The sequence below is a fragment of the Halomicrobium sp. HArcht1-1 genome, from assembly GCF_058933285.1.
Map to the genome: position 1 here is coordinate 2,051,071 of NZ_JBZYDL010000001.1, position 15,956 is coordinate 2,067,026.

Below are 15,956 nucleotides of genomic sequence, written 5' to 3' on the forward strand. Positions count from 1 at the left end.
AGCGGAGTCCAGCTCAGAGCCCGATTGCGGGCGCGTTCTCGCGGACGACCGTCCTGAACTCCCCCGACAGCGCCCAGAGAAAGGCGAAGTACGCCAGCGCACCCACCACGACCAGCAGTGCTGCCGTCGCGGTGGGATCGACCAGCGGGAAGATCGGTTGGGCGACCCGTTCGGCGATCGCGACGACGACACCCATCCCGGCGGCGGCGACCGCCTGCGTCCCGATCCGTCCGACCGGGAGTGAGACCGAGACGTGGCTCCGCAGGACGAAGTAGCCGACGACGAAGCTCAAGACGACCGATGTCGCAGTCGCGATCGCCGCTCCGAGGATTCGGTACTGCCAGATCAGCGCGAAGTTGAGGACGACGTTCGACACGACGAGGACGGCGTTGACCTTGAACGCCTCGCCGGGCCGGTCGATGCCGCTGAGCGCGTTGACGATCTGGCTCTGGTAGCCGTAGACGAGGACGGCGACGATGAGCAGCCACAGCACCTCGGTCCCCTCGAGGAACTCCGAGCCGTAGATCCGCAGGAGGCGGTCGCTCAACAGGACCCCGCCGACCAGTCCCGGAATCGTGAACAGGCCCGCGTAGGCGAACGAGTCCTCGATCAGCGACGAGACACGCTCGAAGCTGTCCTCGGCCGAGAGCTTGCTCAGCTCCGGGAACAGCGCCGAGCTGATGGCGTTGCTGAAGATGATGAGGAAGTTCGCGAGGCTCCACGTGATCGCGTAGACCCCCACGAGTTCGTCGGAGACGAAGACACCGAGGACCAGTACGTCCGCCTGGTTGAACGTCTTGCCCCGGATGCGCCCCAGCCAGGCGTATCTCGCGTACTCGTAGAGGCTCTCGAAGTGTGCCCGCGTCGGCAGTCGGTACGGACGGCCGACGAAGTACAGCCCGACGACGACGATGACGAGGCTCCCGGCCGCGTAGCCGTAGACGAGCGCGACCAGCCCGAACGACAGCAGGATCCCGCCGACCTGCAGGGCGGTCCGGACGATCTGTCGGACCGGCCGCAGCGACGACGCGACGTGGACCAGGTGGACGCCGTTCAGCATCGAGTCGACGTACGAACTCGCCACGCCGACGAGCAGCAAGACGGCGACGAACTCGACCCGGCGGATGTCGAACAGCTGCTGAACCAACCCCTCGCCGAGAAAGAGGACGACGACGACCGAGCCAGTCAGCGCCGCCATACAGAGCCCGCCAGCGACCTTGTAGGCACCCCTGTCTTCGCCTTCGCTCAGCCGTTTAGCGATCGCGCTCTCGAAGCCAAGCGTCCCCACGAGGGCCAGCCACGCGACGATCGAGAGCAACAGGTAGTACCGACCCAGCACGTTCGCGCCCAGCAGCCGGGCGAACACGATGGTCCCGACGAACCCCGCGCCCGAAGCGAGAAACTTGGAGACGAACGTGACGAACGAGGTCTGGCCGATGCGCATCCCTATCGAGTCGAACGTCGGCCAGCAGTGGTTTATATTGGACGGTTCGCTGGCCGTCGGCCGGCGTCCGAACCGTTCGACGGCGGTGTCGCGCCGGCCGACCACCGCCGTCTATATCTGTGGCCGGAATATCCCCTCGGACATGGCGCGCGTCCTCATCGCCCCGGCGGACACCCGTCTCTCGAATCTGCGGTACGGCAAGAGCTACAACGTGTTGAACAACATGACCGCAGACGACGTGACGATCGACGCGCTGGTCGGGAAAGAGGAGACGGCGGTCGAAGCCCAGAACGTTCACGTTCGCGAGCTGGGGACGCAAAACAGGCTCCAGTACTACGGCCGGTCGTTCAGGACGGCCGCCCGCGAGATCCGGGCCGGATCTGTCGACATCTACCACCACATGAACCTGAGCTACCGGTGGTTCAACCCCGTGTTGCTCGCCGGGATCGCCACCGACACGCCGACCGTCCTCGGCCCGTGCCAGACCGGCCACGCGATCATGGCCGAGGAGTTCAACAACATGCTCTCACAGGCGGTCGGGTGCGAGCTTCCGCTGCCGGTCAGCAACGCGGTCTACTACCCGATGAACGCCGTCCGCGACGTGACGATCGACCCCGTCCGGATGTCGCTGTTCCGGCGGACGCTCGAAGCCGCCGACCGGATTACCGTCGTCCACGAGGAGGCGCGCGAGGCGTACGCGCGACACGTCGACGAGTCGAAGATCGACGTGATCCCCCTCGGCGTCGACGCGGAGCTGTTCGAGTTCACGGAGCGCCAGGACACGCAGACACTGGTCGCGATCGGACGACTGGAGCAGAGAAAGGGGTACGACGTGCTCCTCGACGCGCTCGCGAACGTCGTCGAAGCGTTCCCGAACGTCCACCTCGACGTGTTCGGCGAGGGACCCGAAGAGCAGGCGCTTCGCGAACAGGCGGCCAGCCTCGGCGTCGCGGACAACGTCACCTTCCACGGGTACGTCGACCAGTCGGTGGTTCGGGACCACCTCGCGCGGGCCCGAGCGTTCGTCCACCCGTCGCGTTCCGAGAGCTTCTCGCTGGTCCGACTGGAAGCGATGGCGGTCGGCTGTCCGGTCGTCGTCACCGACACCGCTGGCGCACACGAGATGGTCCGAGACGGTAAAGAGGGGTTCGTCGTCCCGACGGAGGCCGCCGAGCCGATCGCCGACGCGCTGCTGGAACTGCTCTCCGACTTCGAGCTGACGCGGGCGATGGGAGCGCGCGCTCGCGAACGCGTCGAACGGAACTACGACTGGCGAGCGATCGGAGAGCAGTACGTCGACCTGTACAGATCGCTCCTGTAGCGCGTCACTGGCGGTCGGTCGAAACCCGACCGCTTAAATGGAACTGCCGACACCTTCCGGTACTCGACCGGGCGACCCGCGTCGCCCACCGAGGCCGTGACGACCACGGAGATCCAGTGATGAACGTCGCAATAACTGTCAAGGAGTTTCCCCCCGACATCATCGGCGGGACCGAGACCCAGACGCGCCGGATGGCCCGCGCGCTCGCCGAGGCCGGACACGACGTGACCGTCTACACGAAGGCCTACGGCCGCGAGACGGAGGTCGACGAGCCCTACGAGATCGTCCGGGTCCCCAACTATCGGCGGTCGTCGTTTCTGAGTACGCTGACGTACCTGCTCGCGCTGACGGCGTTGCTCGTCCGGGACCGAAACGAGATCGACGTGTTGCAGTGCATGATGATCTACCCCAACGGGTTCGTCGGCACGGTCGTCCACTATCTGACGGGCGTTCCCTACTTCGCGTGGATCCGGGGCGGGGACTACTACTTCATGAAGGCCAATCCGGTCAAACGGTGGCTGATACGGACCGTGCTGTGGGACACGACCGTCCTGGTCCAGTCGGCGGCTGTGAAAGCGGACGTGACCGCGGAGTTCGATCCGACGGACGTGCGCGTCCTCGGCAACGGCGTCGACGTACCGGCGGAGACGGCGTCTGGCGACGAGATCGTGTTCGTCGGGCGGCTGGAAGAACAGAAGGGTGTGGCCGTCCTGCTGCGCGCACTGGCCGGGATTGAGGCGGCCGCCGTCACCATCGTCGGGGACGGCTCCCGGCGGTCGGAACTGGAAGCGCTGGCCGACGAACTGGGCGTCGACGCGACGTTCGTCGGCGAGGTCGCGCCCGAGGCCGTCGGTGAGTATCTGGAGCGTGGCAGGCTGTTCGTGTTGCCGTCGGTCCGCGGCGAAGGGCTCCCCAACGCCGTGCTGGAGGCGATGGCGGCCGGCCTTCCGGTCGTCGCCACCGATACCGGCGGCGTCGCAGACGCGATCGTGGACGGCGAGACGGGCTACGTCGTCGCACCGGGCGACGAGCAAGGACTGCGAGACCGCATCGAGACGATCTACGCCGACGAGCAGCGAGCCCGCGAGATGGGCGAGCGAGCCCGCGAGTACGTGATCGAGACCTACTCGTGGGACGCGATCGTCGGACGCCTCGAAGCGCTGTACGCGGAGTGTACCGACCGCTGAAGATCGCTGTCCTGACGAGAGCGTCCGGGCGGGACAGATCGATCGTTCCGACCGTTTTATACGAGTGCCTCCGGCAACTCCGGACAGGAGATGAAAGAGCCGTTCCCCTACAGAGCCAGGAAGTACCTCTGTCAGCAGGTGACCGGCCGCCGGGGCGGCTCACAGCACCGTCGACTGGACGCCACCGACTGGGACATCCTCCTCGTGCTCGACGCCTGTCGAGCGGACGCGCTCCGAGAAGTCGCCCACTGGCCGATCGAGACCGTCACCTCGCCAGCGAGCTGTACGCCCGAGTGGCTCGGCGAGTGCGTCTCCTCGGGCGTGCTCGACGCGGCGACCGTCGTCTCCGGGAACGCACAGTACGCGAAGGTGGCGGACGAACTCGGAGCGACGGTCGAGCGGTACTGGGAGCGCCACTGGAACGACGAGCTCTCGACGGTGCTGCCCGAGCCGATCCTCGACCGGGTGACGGAGATCGCCGACGCCGAGACGGGGCCGGCGGTCGGACACCTCCAGCAGCCACACTGGCCCTACGTCGCGAAGCTCGACGGTTCGTGGCGACTGGCCTACGACGACCTCGGTCCGTGGGCGGACAGCGACGGCGAGATCGACTCGCTGCAAGTCGCGATGGCGCGGGGTCACGTCGACGTCGAGGCGGCCAGTGACGCCTACAGCGCCGCCGTCTGGAGCGTCTGGGACGCCATCGTACCGTACCTCCGCGAGTGGCTCGACGCCGGCTACACGACCGTGGTGACCGCAGACCACGGCGAGATCTTCGGCCGGGCGCGAGAACTGCGCCTGTACGAGCACCCCTGTGGCTGTCACGTCGACCCGCTCGTCGAGGTGCCGTGGGTCGAGTTCCGGCCGCAGACGGCGACCGACGCTGCCGAGTCCGTCGAGGGGCGTCTGAAGGCGCTGGGCTACGCAGAGTGAGGCTGTGGCTGTCAGTTCGTGCGTCGTCGCCACCGGGACACGGGGCCGTGTGGCGGCGCTGCTATACGCTTAAGTGACAGCCGGCAGTACAGCCACGTGACCATGGAGATCACCTGGCACGGCCACTCGACGTTCCACGTAACGGTCGACAACACAGCACTCCTCGTCGATCCGTTCTTCGACAACCCGAAGACGGACCTGGAACCCGGAGCGGTCGACGCCGACTACGTCCTGTTGACCCACGGTCACATGGACCACATCGCAGACGTGGGGGCGTTCCCCGACGCGACCGTAGTCGGACTGCCAGAGGTCGTCGGCTACTGTGCGGACAACTACGACGTCTCGGACACGATCGGAGCGAACCTCGGGGGCACCGTCGAACTCGACGACGCGTTCGTCACCTTCCACCGCGCCGACCACACGAACGGCATGGAGACCACCTACGAGTCGACCGGCGGTGGGATGCCGGCCGGCTTCGTCATCTCCGACACGAAGCCGACGCAGGTGTCAGACGCCGAGTCGTCGACGTTCTACCACGCCGGCGACACGGGGCTGATGACCGAGATGCGAGAGGTGATCGGTCCGTACCTCGAACCCGACGTGGCCGCGGTCCCGATCGGCGATCACTTCACGATGGGACCGATGCAGGCCGCGATCGCCGTCGACTGGCTGGACGTGGACGTGGCGTTGCCGATGCACTACGACACTTTCCCGCCGATCGAAGTCGATCCCGAGGCGTTCCGGCGTGAAGTCACGGCCACCGGGAGCTCCGCAGAAGTGCGGATTCTGGAGGGCGACGAGTCGATCACCGTCGCCGAGTGACGACGCCACACCCGATTTTTCGCTGCTCGCCGGGACAGACCGCCAGCGTGGCGTTTCATACTGCCGGCTGTACGTCTGTGAAGTATTTCGCGACCCCGTGTCGCGAATATCTCGAAACAGTGATAGCCGGCAGTGTCAGTCGTCAGACCGATCGTCCGACGCGAGCGAGACGCCGGTCTGTTCGGCGAGGGGCTCGACGACGGCAGCCATGTCTCGCTCGCCGAGGCCGGCCGCTCGGGCACCGCTGAACAGTTCGCGGGCCGCTGCGGTGAGTTGCATCGGGACGCGGGCGTCGCCCGCCGCCTCCAGCGCCAGGTCCAGGTCCTTGAACTGGTAGTCGACGGGGAACCGCGAGTCGTAGTCGTCCGTGCGGATCTGTTGGCCCTTCGCCGAGAACAGCGGCGAGTCGAGCGCGCCGTTCTCGACGACTTCGAGCATGTCCTCGATTTCGAGCTCCTGGTTCGCGCCGAAGGTCAGCGCCTCGGCGAACGCGCCCATGGCGGTGCCCAACAGGAGATTGACGAACAGTTTCATGCTGGTCCCCTGTCCGACCCCGCCACACCGGACGACGGGGTCACACATGGCCGACAGCACCGGTTCGACGTCGTCGGTCACGTCGTCGTCGCCACCGGCGAGTCCGACGAGCGTCCCCTCGCGGGCCGGCCCGACCGTCCCCGAGACGGGGCAGTCGAGAAAGCGGCCGCCATGCTCGCGGACGGCCTCGGCGGCCGCCAGCGTCTCGTCGCGACCGATCGTGCTCATCTGGACGACCGTCGTCGTCTCGTCCAGCCCCGCCAGAATACCGAACTCGCGTTCGAGGACCTCGCCGACGGCGGTGCCGTCGGTGACGATCAGACAGACCACGTCGACGCGTTCGGTGAGGTGTTTCGGCGAGTCGGCGACGCTGACGCCCGCCTCGGCGAAGGGGCGCTCTCGCTCGGTCGTCCGATTGTACACGGTGAGGTCGAACCCCGCGTCGTCGAGGTTCCAGGCCATCGGCGCACCCATCGCACCGAGGCCGACGAAACCGACAGATCGTGCCATGCCACCGGGTTCGGCCGCCGGGAACTTCAAAACAGGGCCGGGAAAGAGTTTTGAGCCCCGCGCGAGCATGTCAACTCGAATGATGGATCAGAACCACGACCAGCAGCTGCGGGCGGAGCTGTATCTACGGGGGGACACCTACGGCACCTACGACGCCCAGCGAGACGTGTTAGAGCGGGTCCGCGAGCTCGAAACCGAAGACGTGATCGACGAGTCGACCGTCGCCGACGAGTGGCAGCGCATCCGGACCCTGAACGAGGATCGCCGCGACGGCGCACTGGCCACCTACGACGAGTTCGCGGCCTGGGCGCAGCGAAACGACTACGCGCTAGAGCCCGCGTTCGAACGACGGGCGCGGTCGTACGTCGGTCTCAGTCGGATCGACGACGTCGTCGTCTTCCCGGTCGTCTCGCTGGCGATCTACGAACGCGACCGGCTCCAGGCGGTCTTCCCGTGCTCGGACGGCGAGCGAAACTATCGCGTCCAGGACTGTCTGGACGCGTTCGAGCGCGGCGACGAGGGGTGGCTCACGCAGTTCGACACGGTGACCGTCGACCGCACCGCGCCGCGGCTCGAACCGGGACTGGACGCCTGATCGACGGGAGCCACCGATACGGATTATTGTAGATCTTTACCGGATTGACCGCACACCGTGGTGCGGTCGACCGGGAAAACGGCTACAATAATCCGTATGAAACGCAGTACACACCCGATCGCACGCCGGCAGTGCGAGCGGTGTGTGGACGGTCTCGATTTAGACCAGAGCACTCGCCGTCGGTTCGTCCCGTGAGCGCACCGCCGCGAGTGCCGCCGTGCTTATTGGAACCGATAGTCAAGGCCACGTATGGGCGAGCCACCGCTGCATCCCCGCGTCGAGACCGTGGCCGAGGACATCGAGACCATGGAGACCCGCGGGGCGGCGACGATCGCCGACGCGGCGGCGTCGGCACTGGTCACACAGGCCGAAGAGAGCCGGGCCGAGACCCCGGCGGCGTTTCGCGAGGAGATCAGAGCGGCGGCACGCACCCTGCTGGATACGCGACCGACCGCCGTGAGCCTGCCCAACGCCTTGCGGTACGTGCTCCAGCGGATGGACGGCGAGAGCGTCGCCGCGCTGCGAGCGTCCGTCGAGCGGGCCGGATCGTCGTTTCGCGACCAGCTCGACCGCGCGCAGGACGACCTCGGCGAGATCGGCGCGAACCGCCTGCGAGACGGCGACCGGGTGATGACCCACTGCCACTCGACGGACGCCGTCGCCTGCATCCAGCGCGCGGTCCAGCAGGGCAAAGACGTGAGCGCGGTCGTCAAGGAGACCCGACCGCGCAAGCAGGGCCACATCACCGCCCGCGAACTCCGCGCGATGGACGTGCCCGTGACTCTGATCGTCGACAGCGCCGCCCGCCGCTATCTCGGCGACGTGGACCACGTCCTCGTGGGGGCCGACGCGATCGCCGCCGACGGCAGCGTCGTCAACAAGATCGGCACGTCCGGGCTGGCGGTCAACGCCCGCGAGCGCGGGACGCCGGTGATGGTCGCCGCCCAGACGATCAAGCTCCACCCGGACACGATGACCGGCCACACCGTCGACATCGAGATGCGCGACGAGTCGGAGGTGATCGCTCCCGAAGACCGTGCGGAGATCGGCGAGATTACGGTCGAAAACCCCGCCTTCGACGTGACGCCGCCCCGCCACGTCGACGCCATCGTCACCGAGCGCGGCCAGTTCCCGCCCGAGAGCGTCGTCACGCTGATGCGCGAACTGTTCGGCGAGGGGACCCACGAGCCGTGGCTGGAACCGACAACACGGGAAGCCAACCGCCGACCCGAGGACGACGGATAGGCGACTGGAGTCCGGGGCTGGCTGGCTCTCGGACGGACACCGGGTCGAGAGGCCGCACCTACCGAGGGGTACGGAACGGCCCCGTCTCTCACCGTCTCGATGCGGTAGATCGTCTTACCGCTCTCCACGAATACCAACGTTACTAGATTTCCTTTTATTAACACCAATCGGGGATACCGTCGCCGTTAGAGTCCGACGCTGATCCGCTCGGCAAGTCAGGATCGTTCGGAGCCGTCCATTTGTTCACGAGAAGCGTCTCCCCGTCGTCGTTCCGCACGATGATGGTGTAAGTATCGCCCTCTGAACAAATCGGGTCAAGTGCGCTGTCGCTGGCGAAGCCGTCGATGTGGACGTACTCACCGGCGTGCACCTCCGGTCCCCCGGTCCAGACGTTGTCCCACCTAACCTCGTTTCCGCTCTCATCGGTGATGTAGATGTTTTCGGCGTCAACGGTCTGGCCTACCTCGTGCCGGATAGTAACGTATGGGCGGTCGTTTGTGTTATCTTGTCCTGTCGGGTTCCACTCTTGCTCGAAGCCGCCGCTGGGGGCTGGGTCTCGGAGCTTGCTATCGAAGCCGGTGACAAGGGTGGCGACTGTCACCGCCAGAAGGACCACGATACCGGTCATCAAGATAACACCGACAACCGGACTGACTCCCCGTTCACGATGCCCGACCGGTGTGATTTTCATAGAGCAGCAATAGCACGCTGGACTAATCAAATCTACCAACAGTTTCTCGCAGTGAAAGAGCAGTTCTGGTAGATACGCACATGCACGGTTCAGCGATTCCACAGATACTGGGGTAGAAAACAACCATCATATAATCTGTTACAACACGCCGAATCACCGACGTGCTATCGTCTCGCGTCTTCTTTTTCCGGCGTTCAAATCATGTGTAGGAGTATTTGCAGCGATGTCAGGACACCGCTGCAACGAGCGAGACGACGACGACGTAGATGCCAGTACTGTACTCACTGAACGGCGGATTCCGGGTGGATTGAAACAACACGACGACTCCGGTAACGATGATCAGTACGTCGACGCCGACTTCGGGTGCCGATGCGGTGCCCCCGACGAAAACCCCGTTGATGGCTCTCAGTGTGCCTGTCAGGGTAAAGAGAACGCCGACCAGCTTGGAGGGGGGAACGCTCACAACGAACCACTCGTGTCCGGGCGAAATAATCTCCTGTCATCTGAACAGCTACTTTCCCGAATTGTCGACTTGCGACTGCCCTGCGTCCGGTGAGATGCATGCAGCGACGCCACGCGGGTGGTCCGGTGGTGGCCGTCGCCGGCAGTATGAGACGCGCTCCGGGCTGGCGAAGTGCCACGGGGGCGGACAGCCGGCGATGTGCGCGGTCGCGGGGGCCACCGGCGCGGGACCGTTCCCCCGAGGTACTTATTCACGCCCGACGGACGGTGTCGTAATGTCGCGCGTGCTCTGTGCCGGCCACGTCAACTGGGACGTAACGCTGCAGGTCGATGGGCTCCCCGAGCCGGACGGCGAGGCCCGGATCGTCGACCAGTGCCAGTCCGGGGGCGGTAGCGCGTCGAACGTCGCGGTCCTGCTGGCGGGGCTCGACGTGGAGACGACGCTGCTGGGGAGCATCGGGGCCGACGAACACGGCTGGCTCGCGGCGCGCGAACTCGATCGGGCGGGCGTCGAGACGGTGCTGGTCGAGGCCGACGACGCGACCGCGGTGAAGTACCTCGTCGTCGACGAGGACGGCGAGGTGATGGTGCTTGGCAACGACGGCGCGAACGAGGCGTTCACGGCCGACGACCTCGAACCGGGGAGCCTCGACGCGAGCGATCGGCTCCACCTGACCAGCCAGCGGCCGGCGACCGCCGTCGCGCTCGCACAGCGGGCGGCCGAGGCGGGCTGTGCGGTGAGCTTCGATCCCGGACGGCGACTGGCCGAGCGCGAGTACGAGCCGGTGCTGGCCGAGGTCGATCTCGTCTTTCTCAATCAGCGCGAGGCGGACATCGCCGCCGACGCCGGGCTGCTGTCCGGCGTCGACCGCGTCGTGGTCAAGCACGGCGCGGGCGGGGCCGAGGTCCGGACCGACGACGAGACGATCAGCCACCCCGGATTCGCCGTCGATCCGGTCGACACGACGGGCGCTGGCGACGCGTTCGCCGCGGGGTTTCTCGCCGCCAGCCAGTCCGGTAGCGACGAGTACGCGCTGGCGGTGGGCAACGCCTGTGGCGCACTGGCCGCCAGAACCACCGGGGCCAGGCTCCACGCGGAGTGGCGCGACGTGGAGGCGCTGCTCGACATCGGGCCGGAGGAGTGATACGACCGGCTGTACGTCTGTGACTGATTTCGCCACCCCGGGGTGGCGAAGCTCCTCACGAAGTGACAGCCGGCAGTATGAGTCAGGGCCGCGGGAGCGTCTCGACGAGGCGCTCGAACTCCTGGCGGTACTGGGCCTCGGCGCGTGCCCGTGCGAGGCCGGACTCCTCGGCGAACGATCCCTCGAATCCGCCCATCCGCCACAGCAGCGTCGAGAGCTGGTAGATCGGGCGTTTTCGGACGTACTCCTCGTCGAAGGCGAACGGACGCTCGCTGTTGTACCCCTCGTAGAGGGCGGTCCGGAGACGCTCGCGGACGCTCTCGTCCTGGAACGACGAGTCGACGAAGAGAAACTCCGTCTGGGCGAGGTGGTACTCCGGGAGCGCGGCGAGGACGTCCTGCCAGTCGAGCACGGCGGTGATCGGGTCGTCAAGCGTCGGATCGAACAGGAGGTTCGCCGGCCGGAAGTCGTCGTGGACCAGCCGCGGGACGCCCTCTTCCGGGACGAGCGAGAGGGCCGGCTCCAGGTTGCGCTCGGCCCGCTCGCGCAGGTCCGCGAACGGCGTGTCCGCGAGGCCGTCCAGGTGAGCCGTCGTCAGTTGCTCGAAGTACGCACGCCAGCTGGCGGTCAGGTCCCGGACGATGATCCGGTCGTTCCAGAGGTCCAGCCAGCCAAACGCCTCGAACGCGATCTCGGAGTGGAGATCGCCGAGCATGCGGCCGACCTGTCTCAGGACGCGCTCGTGGTCGGCCGTCGAGAGGCCGGCGTAGCTCTCTGCGAGATTGTCTCCTTCGAGACGCGCCGTCACGAAGTACGGCGGGACGGCGGCTTCGGGGTCCTGTTCGAACACGAGGATATCCGGCACCGGCAGCGTCGTTCGCTCCGAGACGTAGTCGTGGAGCGTGGGCTCGACGGCGAACGACTCCATGTCGTCGGGTTCGAACTTCACGACGACCTCGTACTCCTGGCCGGCGTGTTCGAGCGTCACCATGTACACGTCGCTCTGGTGGCCACTGCCCGGTCGCTCGAAGGAAAAGTCGGTGTAGTCCGGCCCGGACTCCTCCAGAACGGCTTCGATGTCGGTGACGGGAGTCGACACGACCACCCGTAGGACGGGGGTCGGCAAAAATCTGGTAGTTTTCTCGTCCCGGCTACCGGGGCGTCTCGGTGCCCCACTTGTCGAGGGCCGTCGCCAGCGCGGGCTCGTCGGCGGCGGCGGCCTCGATCGATCGGCCCTCGGCAGCGGCTTCGACGGCCGCACGGAGGGCTTTCGCACCCGCGTGGGTTCCGTCGGGGTGGCCGTGGACGCCGCCGCCCGCCTGGATCCCGATGTTCGTCCCACAGCGATCGACCAGTTCTGGAACGAGGCCGGGATGCAGTCCCCCGGAGGCCATCGGCAACACGTCGTCGAGCCCGTACAGGTCGCCCGTGAGCCACTCGTTGATCCCGACGGTGTCCTCGTTCGCGAGCTTGCCCAGGTCCGCGGTGCCGGTGTGGATCTGGTCGACACCACAGAGGCGTGCGATCTGAGCGAGCACCCGCATGGAGACCCCGTGGGACGGGAGGCGATCGAAGGCCGCGTGCATCGCGCGGTGGGCGTGGATCGCCAGCCCGTGGCGCTCACAGCGTTCGCGGACCTGCTGGACGGCCGCCCACCCGCAGGTGACGACGTCGACCATGACGTACTCACAGCCGTGTTCGGCGGCCAGATCGACCCGTTCGAGCATCTCGGTCCCGCCAGCGGTGACGTTGAGCAGATAGCTCTTTGGCTCGCCGGTCTCGTCTTCGGCCCGGTCGCGCTGGGCCAGGCTCTCGGTCAGGCGGTCCTCGAAGGGGTTGAACGCCTGGTCGGTGAGGTTCTCGTCGTCTTTCAGGAGGTCGAGCCCGCCGGTCCAGGCCTCGTAGCCGATCTGGGCGTGCTGGTCCGTCGAGAGCCCGACCTTCGGCTTCGGGACCGTCGCGGTGATCGGCCGGTCGTCGGCGTCGAAGATCTCCGAGCGGACGCTGGTCCCGAACTGCGGGCCCGCGAAGCTCGTCGCCAGCGGCTCGGGCCACGCACAGTCCAGCAGGCGGATCCGGTCGACGGCTTTCATCCCGAGGATGTTGCCGGCGATACAGGAGAGGATCTGGGGCATGTTCCCGCCCTCGAACAGCGCGTCGGGGTAGGCGACGGTCACGCGGTAGCCGTCCCGATCGGCCGCCGTGGCCGGTTCGACGGCACAGGCCGTCGCCGAGAGGTCGGTGACGCCCCCTTCGACCTGGAGTTCCGCCCAGGTGCCGTTGGAGGACTCGCTGGCGACCCGACTGGCCGCCGACTCCGCGTCCTGATCGGCGGCGGGTTCGACGTAGAACTCGCAGACGAGATCGGAGTCGGCCGGGTCGTAGGACAGGTCGAGGAAGTCTTCGTAGGTTATGCCAACCATACCCACGGCTACGTCGTCCGGTCGTATAAATGTGGGACAGAACGTCGTATTCACGCCCTGCGAGCCAGGACGATCGAGGCCAGGATGACCAGCAGTCCGAGCACTTCGATCCCCATCGTGATCAACGTGCTCGTCTGGATGGTGAGCCAGCGCTGGAACACGTAGCGAAACAGTATCGGAGCGATGGTGACGCCGACGATACCGACGCCGAGAGACAGCATCGCCAGGCTCCGGTTGTTTCGGTAGCCAAGCAGTGCGAGAGCGGCGACGACCGCCGCGATCGCGACCTGGAGGAGTCCCAGTGCGGTCACCCAGGTCCCGAAGCCGAAACCGGCCTGGAAGAGCATCACAGTCCCTCCCACAGGTCGGTGAAGGTGTCCGCGAACTCGCGAGTCGTCGATGCGGCCGAGAGCGACACCTCGAACCGACCGTCGGCGACGCGGACACTGAGTTCCTCGAACTCGATTCGGTATCGCTCGCGGTGGTGGCCGTCGTCGTCGTCGACGACCGTTCGGGAGGCGACGAAGCCACACCGCTCCAGGGTTTCGAGGCGGCGATACACCGTCGTGAGCGACATGTCACAGTGGTCGCTGAGCGTCGTTGCGGTCATGGGTTCGTGGCTGAGCGCAGCCAAGATCGAGCGTGCGTACTCGTCGTCGAGGAGGGCGAACGCGTCGAGCGGGTCGGGAGTGGACTCGTCAGCCACGATCGGCGATAGCGGTGCCGGGCACAAATAGGGCCAGCCGCGTTTGCCGGGTCAGCAAATCGTGGACCGACCGCGGAAACCACGGCCGCTCCGTTGTCGATCGTGTTCTCTACCCGGATTTATCAGGCGAGCGGTCCTCTGTGGGTGTATGCCAGACCAGTTCAGTGTCGACGGCGACGTGGCCATCGTCACGGGTGCCTCACGCGGAATCGGCCGCGCGACGGCGGAGGCGTTCGCCGCCGACGGGGTCGACGTGGCGATCTGTTCGCGAGACGAGTCCGAGATCACGACGGCCGCCGACGAGATCGGCGAGGCCCATCCGGGGGACGCCGTCGGCGTCGCCTGTGACGTACGCGACGAAGACGCGGTGTCGGCGCTCGTCGCGGCTGCCGTCGACGAGTTCGGCGGTCTCGACGTGCTCGTCAACAACGCGGGCGCGTCGTTCATGTCATCGTTTACCGACATCTCGCCCAACGGCTGGGAGTCCGTCGTCGACGTGAACCTCACGGGGACGTACAACTGCACGCAAGCCGCCGCAGACGAGCTGGCAGAAGGCGGCGGGAGCGTCGTCAACGTCGCCAGCGTCGCCGGCCAGGACGGCGCGCCGTACATGAGCCACTACGCCGCGGCCAAGGCCGCGATCATCAACCTCACCAAGACCCTCGGCTACGAGTGGGCCGGCGACGGCGTCCGCGTCAACTGCGTCGCGCCGGGCTACGTCGCCACTCCGGGGCTGACCTCCCAGATGGGGATCGAGGCCGACGACGTCAACCGCGAGGACCCGGACCGCAACGTCGGTACCAGCGACGAGATCGCCGACGTGGTCCAGTTCCTGGCCAGCGAGGGCGCGTCGTTCCTGACCGGTGAGACGATCACGCCACGCGGTGTTCCGGACATCGAGGAGAACCCAGAACTATGAAACGAGACGTGTTCCTGCCCGTCGCAGCACAGCCCAGCGTCGACACCCTAGTCGAGATGAGCCAGCGCGCCGAATCGCTGGGGTACGACCGCGTCTGGCTCCCCGAGACGTGGGGGCGAGACGCGGTCACGACGCTGACCTGTATCGCCCGCGAGACGGAATCGGTCGGAATCGGGACCTCCATCATGAACGTCTACTCGCGGAGTCCGGCCTTGATCGGCCAGACCGCCGCGACGCTGCAAGAGGTCTCTGACGGTCGACTGCGGATCGGGCTCGGTCCCTCCGGCCCGATGGTCATCGAGGGGTGGCACGGCGTCGACTTCGAGCGGCCGCTGCGCTACACCCGCGAGACGATCGACATCGTCAAGTCCGTCCTCGCGGGGGAGACAGTCGACTACGACGGCGACATCTTCCAGCTGTCGGGGTTCCGGCTTCGCTGTGAGCCACCGGAGCCCGTCCCCGGCATCGACGCCGGTGGGCTGGGTCCCAAGTCCGTCGAACTCGCCGGCCGCTTTGGCGACGGCTGGCACGCGCTGATGACGACGAAAGAAGGACTCCAGGACCGTCTCGAAGACTTCGAGCGCGGCGGCGACCTCGGGGACCGCGACCGCAGCGAACAGCGCGTGACGCTGTCGCTGCCCTGCTGTGCGCTCGACGACGGCGCGGAGGCCCGCCGGCTGACTCGCCAGCACATCGCGTTCTACGTCGGCGGCATGGGCACCTTCTACCGGGACGCACTGGCCCGCCAGGGGTACGAAGACACCGCCCACGAGATCGCACAGGAGTGGGCCGGCGGCGACCACGAGGCGGCCATGGCCGCGATCGACGACGACCTGCTCGACGCGCTGGCGGCGGCCGGTACGCCCGAGCAGTGTCGCGAGCGGTTCGCGAGCTTCGCGGATATCGACGGCGTCGACGCCGTCTCGGTCTCGTTCCCGCGAGCCGCAGATCCCGAGCAGATCGACGCGACCCTCTCTGCACTGGCACCTAATTGATCGGGCTCGGGGACGACTCCTCGA

At 66.8% G+C, this 15,956-nt stretch carries 17 protein-coding genes; 9 read left to right on the forward strand and 8 right to left on the reverse strand.

Annotated features, from left to right (window positions below; translation table 11 throughout):
• Positions 1-13: 13 nt before the first annotated feature.
• A complete protein-coding gene (locus AC5FRZ_RS10820; RefSeq protein ID WP_493564572.1) occupies positions 14-1,444 on the reverse strand; it encodes an oligosaccharide flippase family protein in 1,431 nt (476 codons plus the stop codon).
• On the opposite strand from AC5FRZ_RS10820, the gene AC5FRZ_RS10825 reads away from it, so the two are divergent.
• The 4 genes from AC5FRZ_RS10825 (at position 1,437) to AC5FRZ_RS10840 (ending at position 5,707) form a co-directional block, all read left to right on the forward strand.
• Positions 1,437-2,765, forward strand: coding sequence for a glycosyltransferase (locus AC5FRZ_RS10825; protein ID WP_493564573.1), 1,329 nt, complete (start codon positions 1,437-1,439; stop codon positions 2,763-2,765). The genes AC5FRZ_RS10820 and AC5FRZ_RS10825 overlap by 8 nt on opposite strands.
• Positions 2,766-2,884: 119 nt before the next feature.
• Positions 2,885-3,952 carry a glycosyltransferase family 4 protein gene (locus AC5FRZ_RS10830; protein WP_493564574.1) on the forward strand — a complete coding sequence of 356 codons (1,068 nt, stop codon included), beginning with the start codon at positions 2,885-2,887 and terminating at the stop codon, positions 3,950-3,952.
• 90 nt (positions 3,953-4,042) lie between these two features.
• A complete protein-coding gene (locus tag AC5FRZ_RS10835; RefSeq protein WP_170094742.1) occupies positions 4,043-4,885 on the forward strand; it encodes a hypothetical protein in 843 nt (280 codons plus the stop codon).
• Between the two features lie 102 nt (positions 4,886-4,987).
• Complete coding sequence (locus tag AC5FRZ_RS10840) at positions 4,988-5,707, forward strand: metal-dependent hydrolase (protein WP_153553809.1); 720 nt, start codon at positions 4,988-4,990, stop codon at positions 5,705-5,707.
• Between the two features lie 135 nt (positions 5,708-5,842).
• On the opposite strand, the gene AC5FRZ_RS10845 is transcribed toward AC5FRZ_RS10840, so the two are convergent.
• Positions 5,843-6,751 (reverse strand): NAD(P)-dependent oxidoreductase, encoded by a 909-nt coding sequence (locus AC5FRZ_RS10845; RefSeq protein ID WP_493564575.1) that lies wholly within the window; start codon positions 6,749-6,751, stop codon positions 5,843-5,845.
• A gap of 79 nt (positions 6,752-6,830) precedes the next feature.
• Here AC5FRZ_RS10845 and AC5FRZ_RS10850 point away from each other — a divergent pair, with 79 nt between their 5' ends.
• Both AC5FRZ_RS10850 and AC5FRZ_RS10855 read left to right on the forward strand, forming a co-directional pair.
• Positions 6,831-7,346, forward strand: a complete 516-nt coding sequence (locus AC5FRZ_RS10850) for an HTH domain-containing protein (protein ID WP_170094748.1) — start codon at positions 6,831-6,833, stop codon at positions 7,344-7,346.
• Between the two features lie 249 nt (positions 7,347-7,595).
• Positions 7,596-8,591: a ribose 1,5-bisphosphate isomerase gene (locus AC5FRZ_RS10855; RefSeq protein ID WP_493564576.1), complete on the forward strand. Its 996-nt coding sequence runs from the start codon at positions 7,596-7,598 to the stop codon at positions 8,589-8,591.
• A 157-nt stretch (positions 8,592-8,748) separates the two neighbouring features.
• On the opposite strand, the gene AC5FRZ_RS10860 is transcribed toward AC5FRZ_RS10855, so the two are convergent.
• Both AC5FRZ_RS10860 and AC5FRZ_RS10865 read right to left on the reverse strand, forming a co-directional pair.
• On the reverse strand, positions 8,749-9,282 hold the full coding sequence (locus tag AC5FRZ_RS10860; RefSeq protein ID WP_493564577.1) for a type IV pilin domain-containing protein: 534 nt from the start codon (positions 9,280-9,282) through the stop codon (positions 8,749-8,751).
• A 226-nt stretch (positions 9,283-9,508) separates the two neighbouring features.
• The gene (locus tag AC5FRZ_RS10865) at positions 9,509-9,745 is read right to left on the reverse strand and encodes a hypothetical protein (protein ID WP_493564578.1); all 237 of its coding nucleotides are present in this window, start codon (positions 9,743-9,745) and stop codon (positions 9,509-9,511) included.
• 274 nt (positions 9,746-10,019) lie between these two features.
• On the opposite strand from AC5FRZ_RS10865, the gene AC5FRZ_RS10870 reads away from it, so the two are divergent.
• A complete protein-coding gene (locus AC5FRZ_RS10870; RefSeq protein ID WP_493564579.1) occupies positions 10,020-10,889 on the forward strand; it encodes an ATP-dependent ribose-1-phosphate kinase in 870 nt (289 codons plus the stop codon).
• An 82-nt stretch (positions 10,890-10,971) separates the two neighbouring features.
• On the opposite strand, the gene AC5FRZ_RS10875 is transcribed toward AC5FRZ_RS10870, so the two are convergent.
• Genes AC5FRZ_RS10875 through AC5FRZ_RS10890 form a run of 4 tightly spaced genes read right to left on the reverse strand, consistent with a single transcriptional unit; the run spans position 10,972 to position 14,018 of the window.
• On the reverse strand, positions 10,972-11,988 hold the full coding sequence (locus tag AC5FRZ_RS10875; protein WP_372480649.1) for a phosphotransferase family protein: 1,017 nt from the start codon (positions 11,986-11,988) through the stop codon (positions 10,972-10,974).
• A 52-nt stretch (positions 11,989-12,040) separates the two neighbouring features.
• Positions 12,041-13,312: a type III ribulose-bisphosphate carboxylase gene (rbcL, locus tag AC5FRZ_RS10880; RefSeq protein WP_493564580.1), complete on the reverse strand. Its 1,272-nt coding sequence runs from the start codon at positions 13,310-13,312 to the stop codon at positions 12,041-12,043.
• Positions 13,313-13,362: 50 nt separating this feature from the next.
• Positions 13,363-13,659, reverse strand: a complete 297-nt coding sequence (locus AC5FRZ_RS10885) for a DUF7521 family protein (protein ID WP_493564581.1) — start codon at positions 13,657-13,659, stop codon at positions 13,363-13,365.
• Positions 13,659-14,018 (reverse strand): ArsR/SmtB family transcription factor, encoded by a 360-nt coding sequence (locus tag AC5FRZ_RS10890; RefSeq protein ID WP_493564582.1) that lies wholly within the window; start codon positions 14,016-14,018, stop codon positions 13,659-13,661. The genes AC5FRZ_RS10885 and AC5FRZ_RS10890 overlap by 1 nt, the downstream gene beginning before the upstream one ends.
• Positions 14,019-14,166: 148 nt before the next feature.
• Here AC5FRZ_RS10890 and AC5FRZ_RS10895 point away from each other — a divergent pair, with 148 nt between their 5' ends.
• Positions 14,167-14,937: an SDR family NAD(P)-dependent oxidoreductase gene (locus tag AC5FRZ_RS10895; RefSeq protein ID WP_493564583.1), complete on the forward strand. Its 771-nt coding sequence runs from the start codon at positions 14,167-14,169 to the stop codon at positions 14,935-14,937.
• Positions 14,934-15,932 carry a TIGR04024 family LLM class F420-dependent oxidoreductase gene (locus AC5FRZ_RS10900; RefSeq protein ID WP_372480646.1) on the forward strand — a complete coding sequence of 333 codons (999 nt, stop codon included), beginning with the start codon at positions 14,934-14,936 and terminating at the stop codon, positions 15,930-15,932. The genes AC5FRZ_RS10895 and AC5FRZ_RS10900 overlap by 4 nt, the downstream gene beginning before the upstream one ends.
• Positions 15,933-15,956: the final 24 nt, after the last annotated feature.

What these genes read in the sequence shown, in the direction of transcription:
- AC5FRZ_RS10825 (WP_493564573.1), top strand. Translation starts at nt 1,437, where the DNA reads ATGCGCATCCCTATCGAGTCGAACGTCGGCCAGCAGTGGTTTATATTG.
- AC5FRZ_RS10820 (WP_493564572.1), bottom strand. Translation starts at nt 1,444, where the DNA reads ATGCGCATCGGCCAGACCTCGTTCGTCACGTTCGTCTCCAAGTTTCTC.
- AC5FRZ_RS10830 (WP_493564574.1), top strand. Translation starts at nt 2,885, where the DNA reads ATGAACGTCGCAATAACTGTCAAGGAGTTTCCCCCCGACATCATCGGC.
- AC5FRZ_RS10835 (WP_170094742.1), top strand. Translation starts at nt 4,043, where the DNA reads ATGAAAGAGCCGTTCCCCTACAGAGCCAGGAAGTACCTCTGTCAGCAG.
- AC5FRZ_RS10840 (WP_153553809.1), top strand. Translation starts at nt 4,988, where the DNA reads ATGGAGATCACCTGGCACGGCCACTCGACGTTCCACGTAACGGTCGAC.
- AC5FRZ_RS10845 (WP_493564575.1), bottom strand. Translation starts at nt 6,751, where the DNA reads ATGGCACGATCTGTCGGTTTCGTCGGCCTCGGTGCGATGGGTGCGCCG.
- AC5FRZ_RS10850 (WP_170094748.1), top strand. Translation starts at nt 6,831, where the DNA reads ATGATGGATCAGAACCACGACCAGCAGCTGCGGGCGGAGCTGTATCTA.
- AC5FRZ_RS10855 (WP_493564576.1), top strand. Translation starts at nt 7,596, where the DNA reads ATGGGCGAGCCACCGCTGCATCCCCGCGTCGAGACCGTGGCCGAGGAC.
- AC5FRZ_RS10860 (WP_493564577.1), bottom strand. Translation starts at nt 9,282, where the DNA reads ATGAAAATCACACCGGTCGGGCATCGTGAACGGGGAGTCAGTCCGGTT.
- AC5FRZ_RS10870 (WP_493564579.1), top strand. Translation starts at nt 10,020, where the DNA reads ATGTCGCGCGTGCTCTGTGCCGGCCACGTCAACTGGGACGTAACGCTG.
- rbcL (WP_493564580.1), bottom strand. Translation starts at nt 13,312, where the DNA reads ATGGTTGGCATAACCTACGAAGACTTCCTCGACCTGTCCTACGACCCG.
- AC5FRZ_RS10885 (WP_493564581.1), bottom strand. Translation starts at nt 13,659, where the DNA reads ATGCTCTTCCAGGCCGGTTTCGGCTTCGGGACCTGGGTGACCGCACTG.
- AC5FRZ_RS10895 (WP_493564583.1), top strand. Translation starts at nt 14,167, where the DNA reads ATGCCAGACCAGTTCAGTGTCGACGGCGACGTGGCCATCGTCACGGGT.
- AC5FRZ_RS10900 (WP_372480646.1), top strand. Translation starts at nt 14,934, where the DNA reads ATGAAACGAGACGTGTTCCTGCCCGTCGCAGCACAGCCCAGCGTCGAC.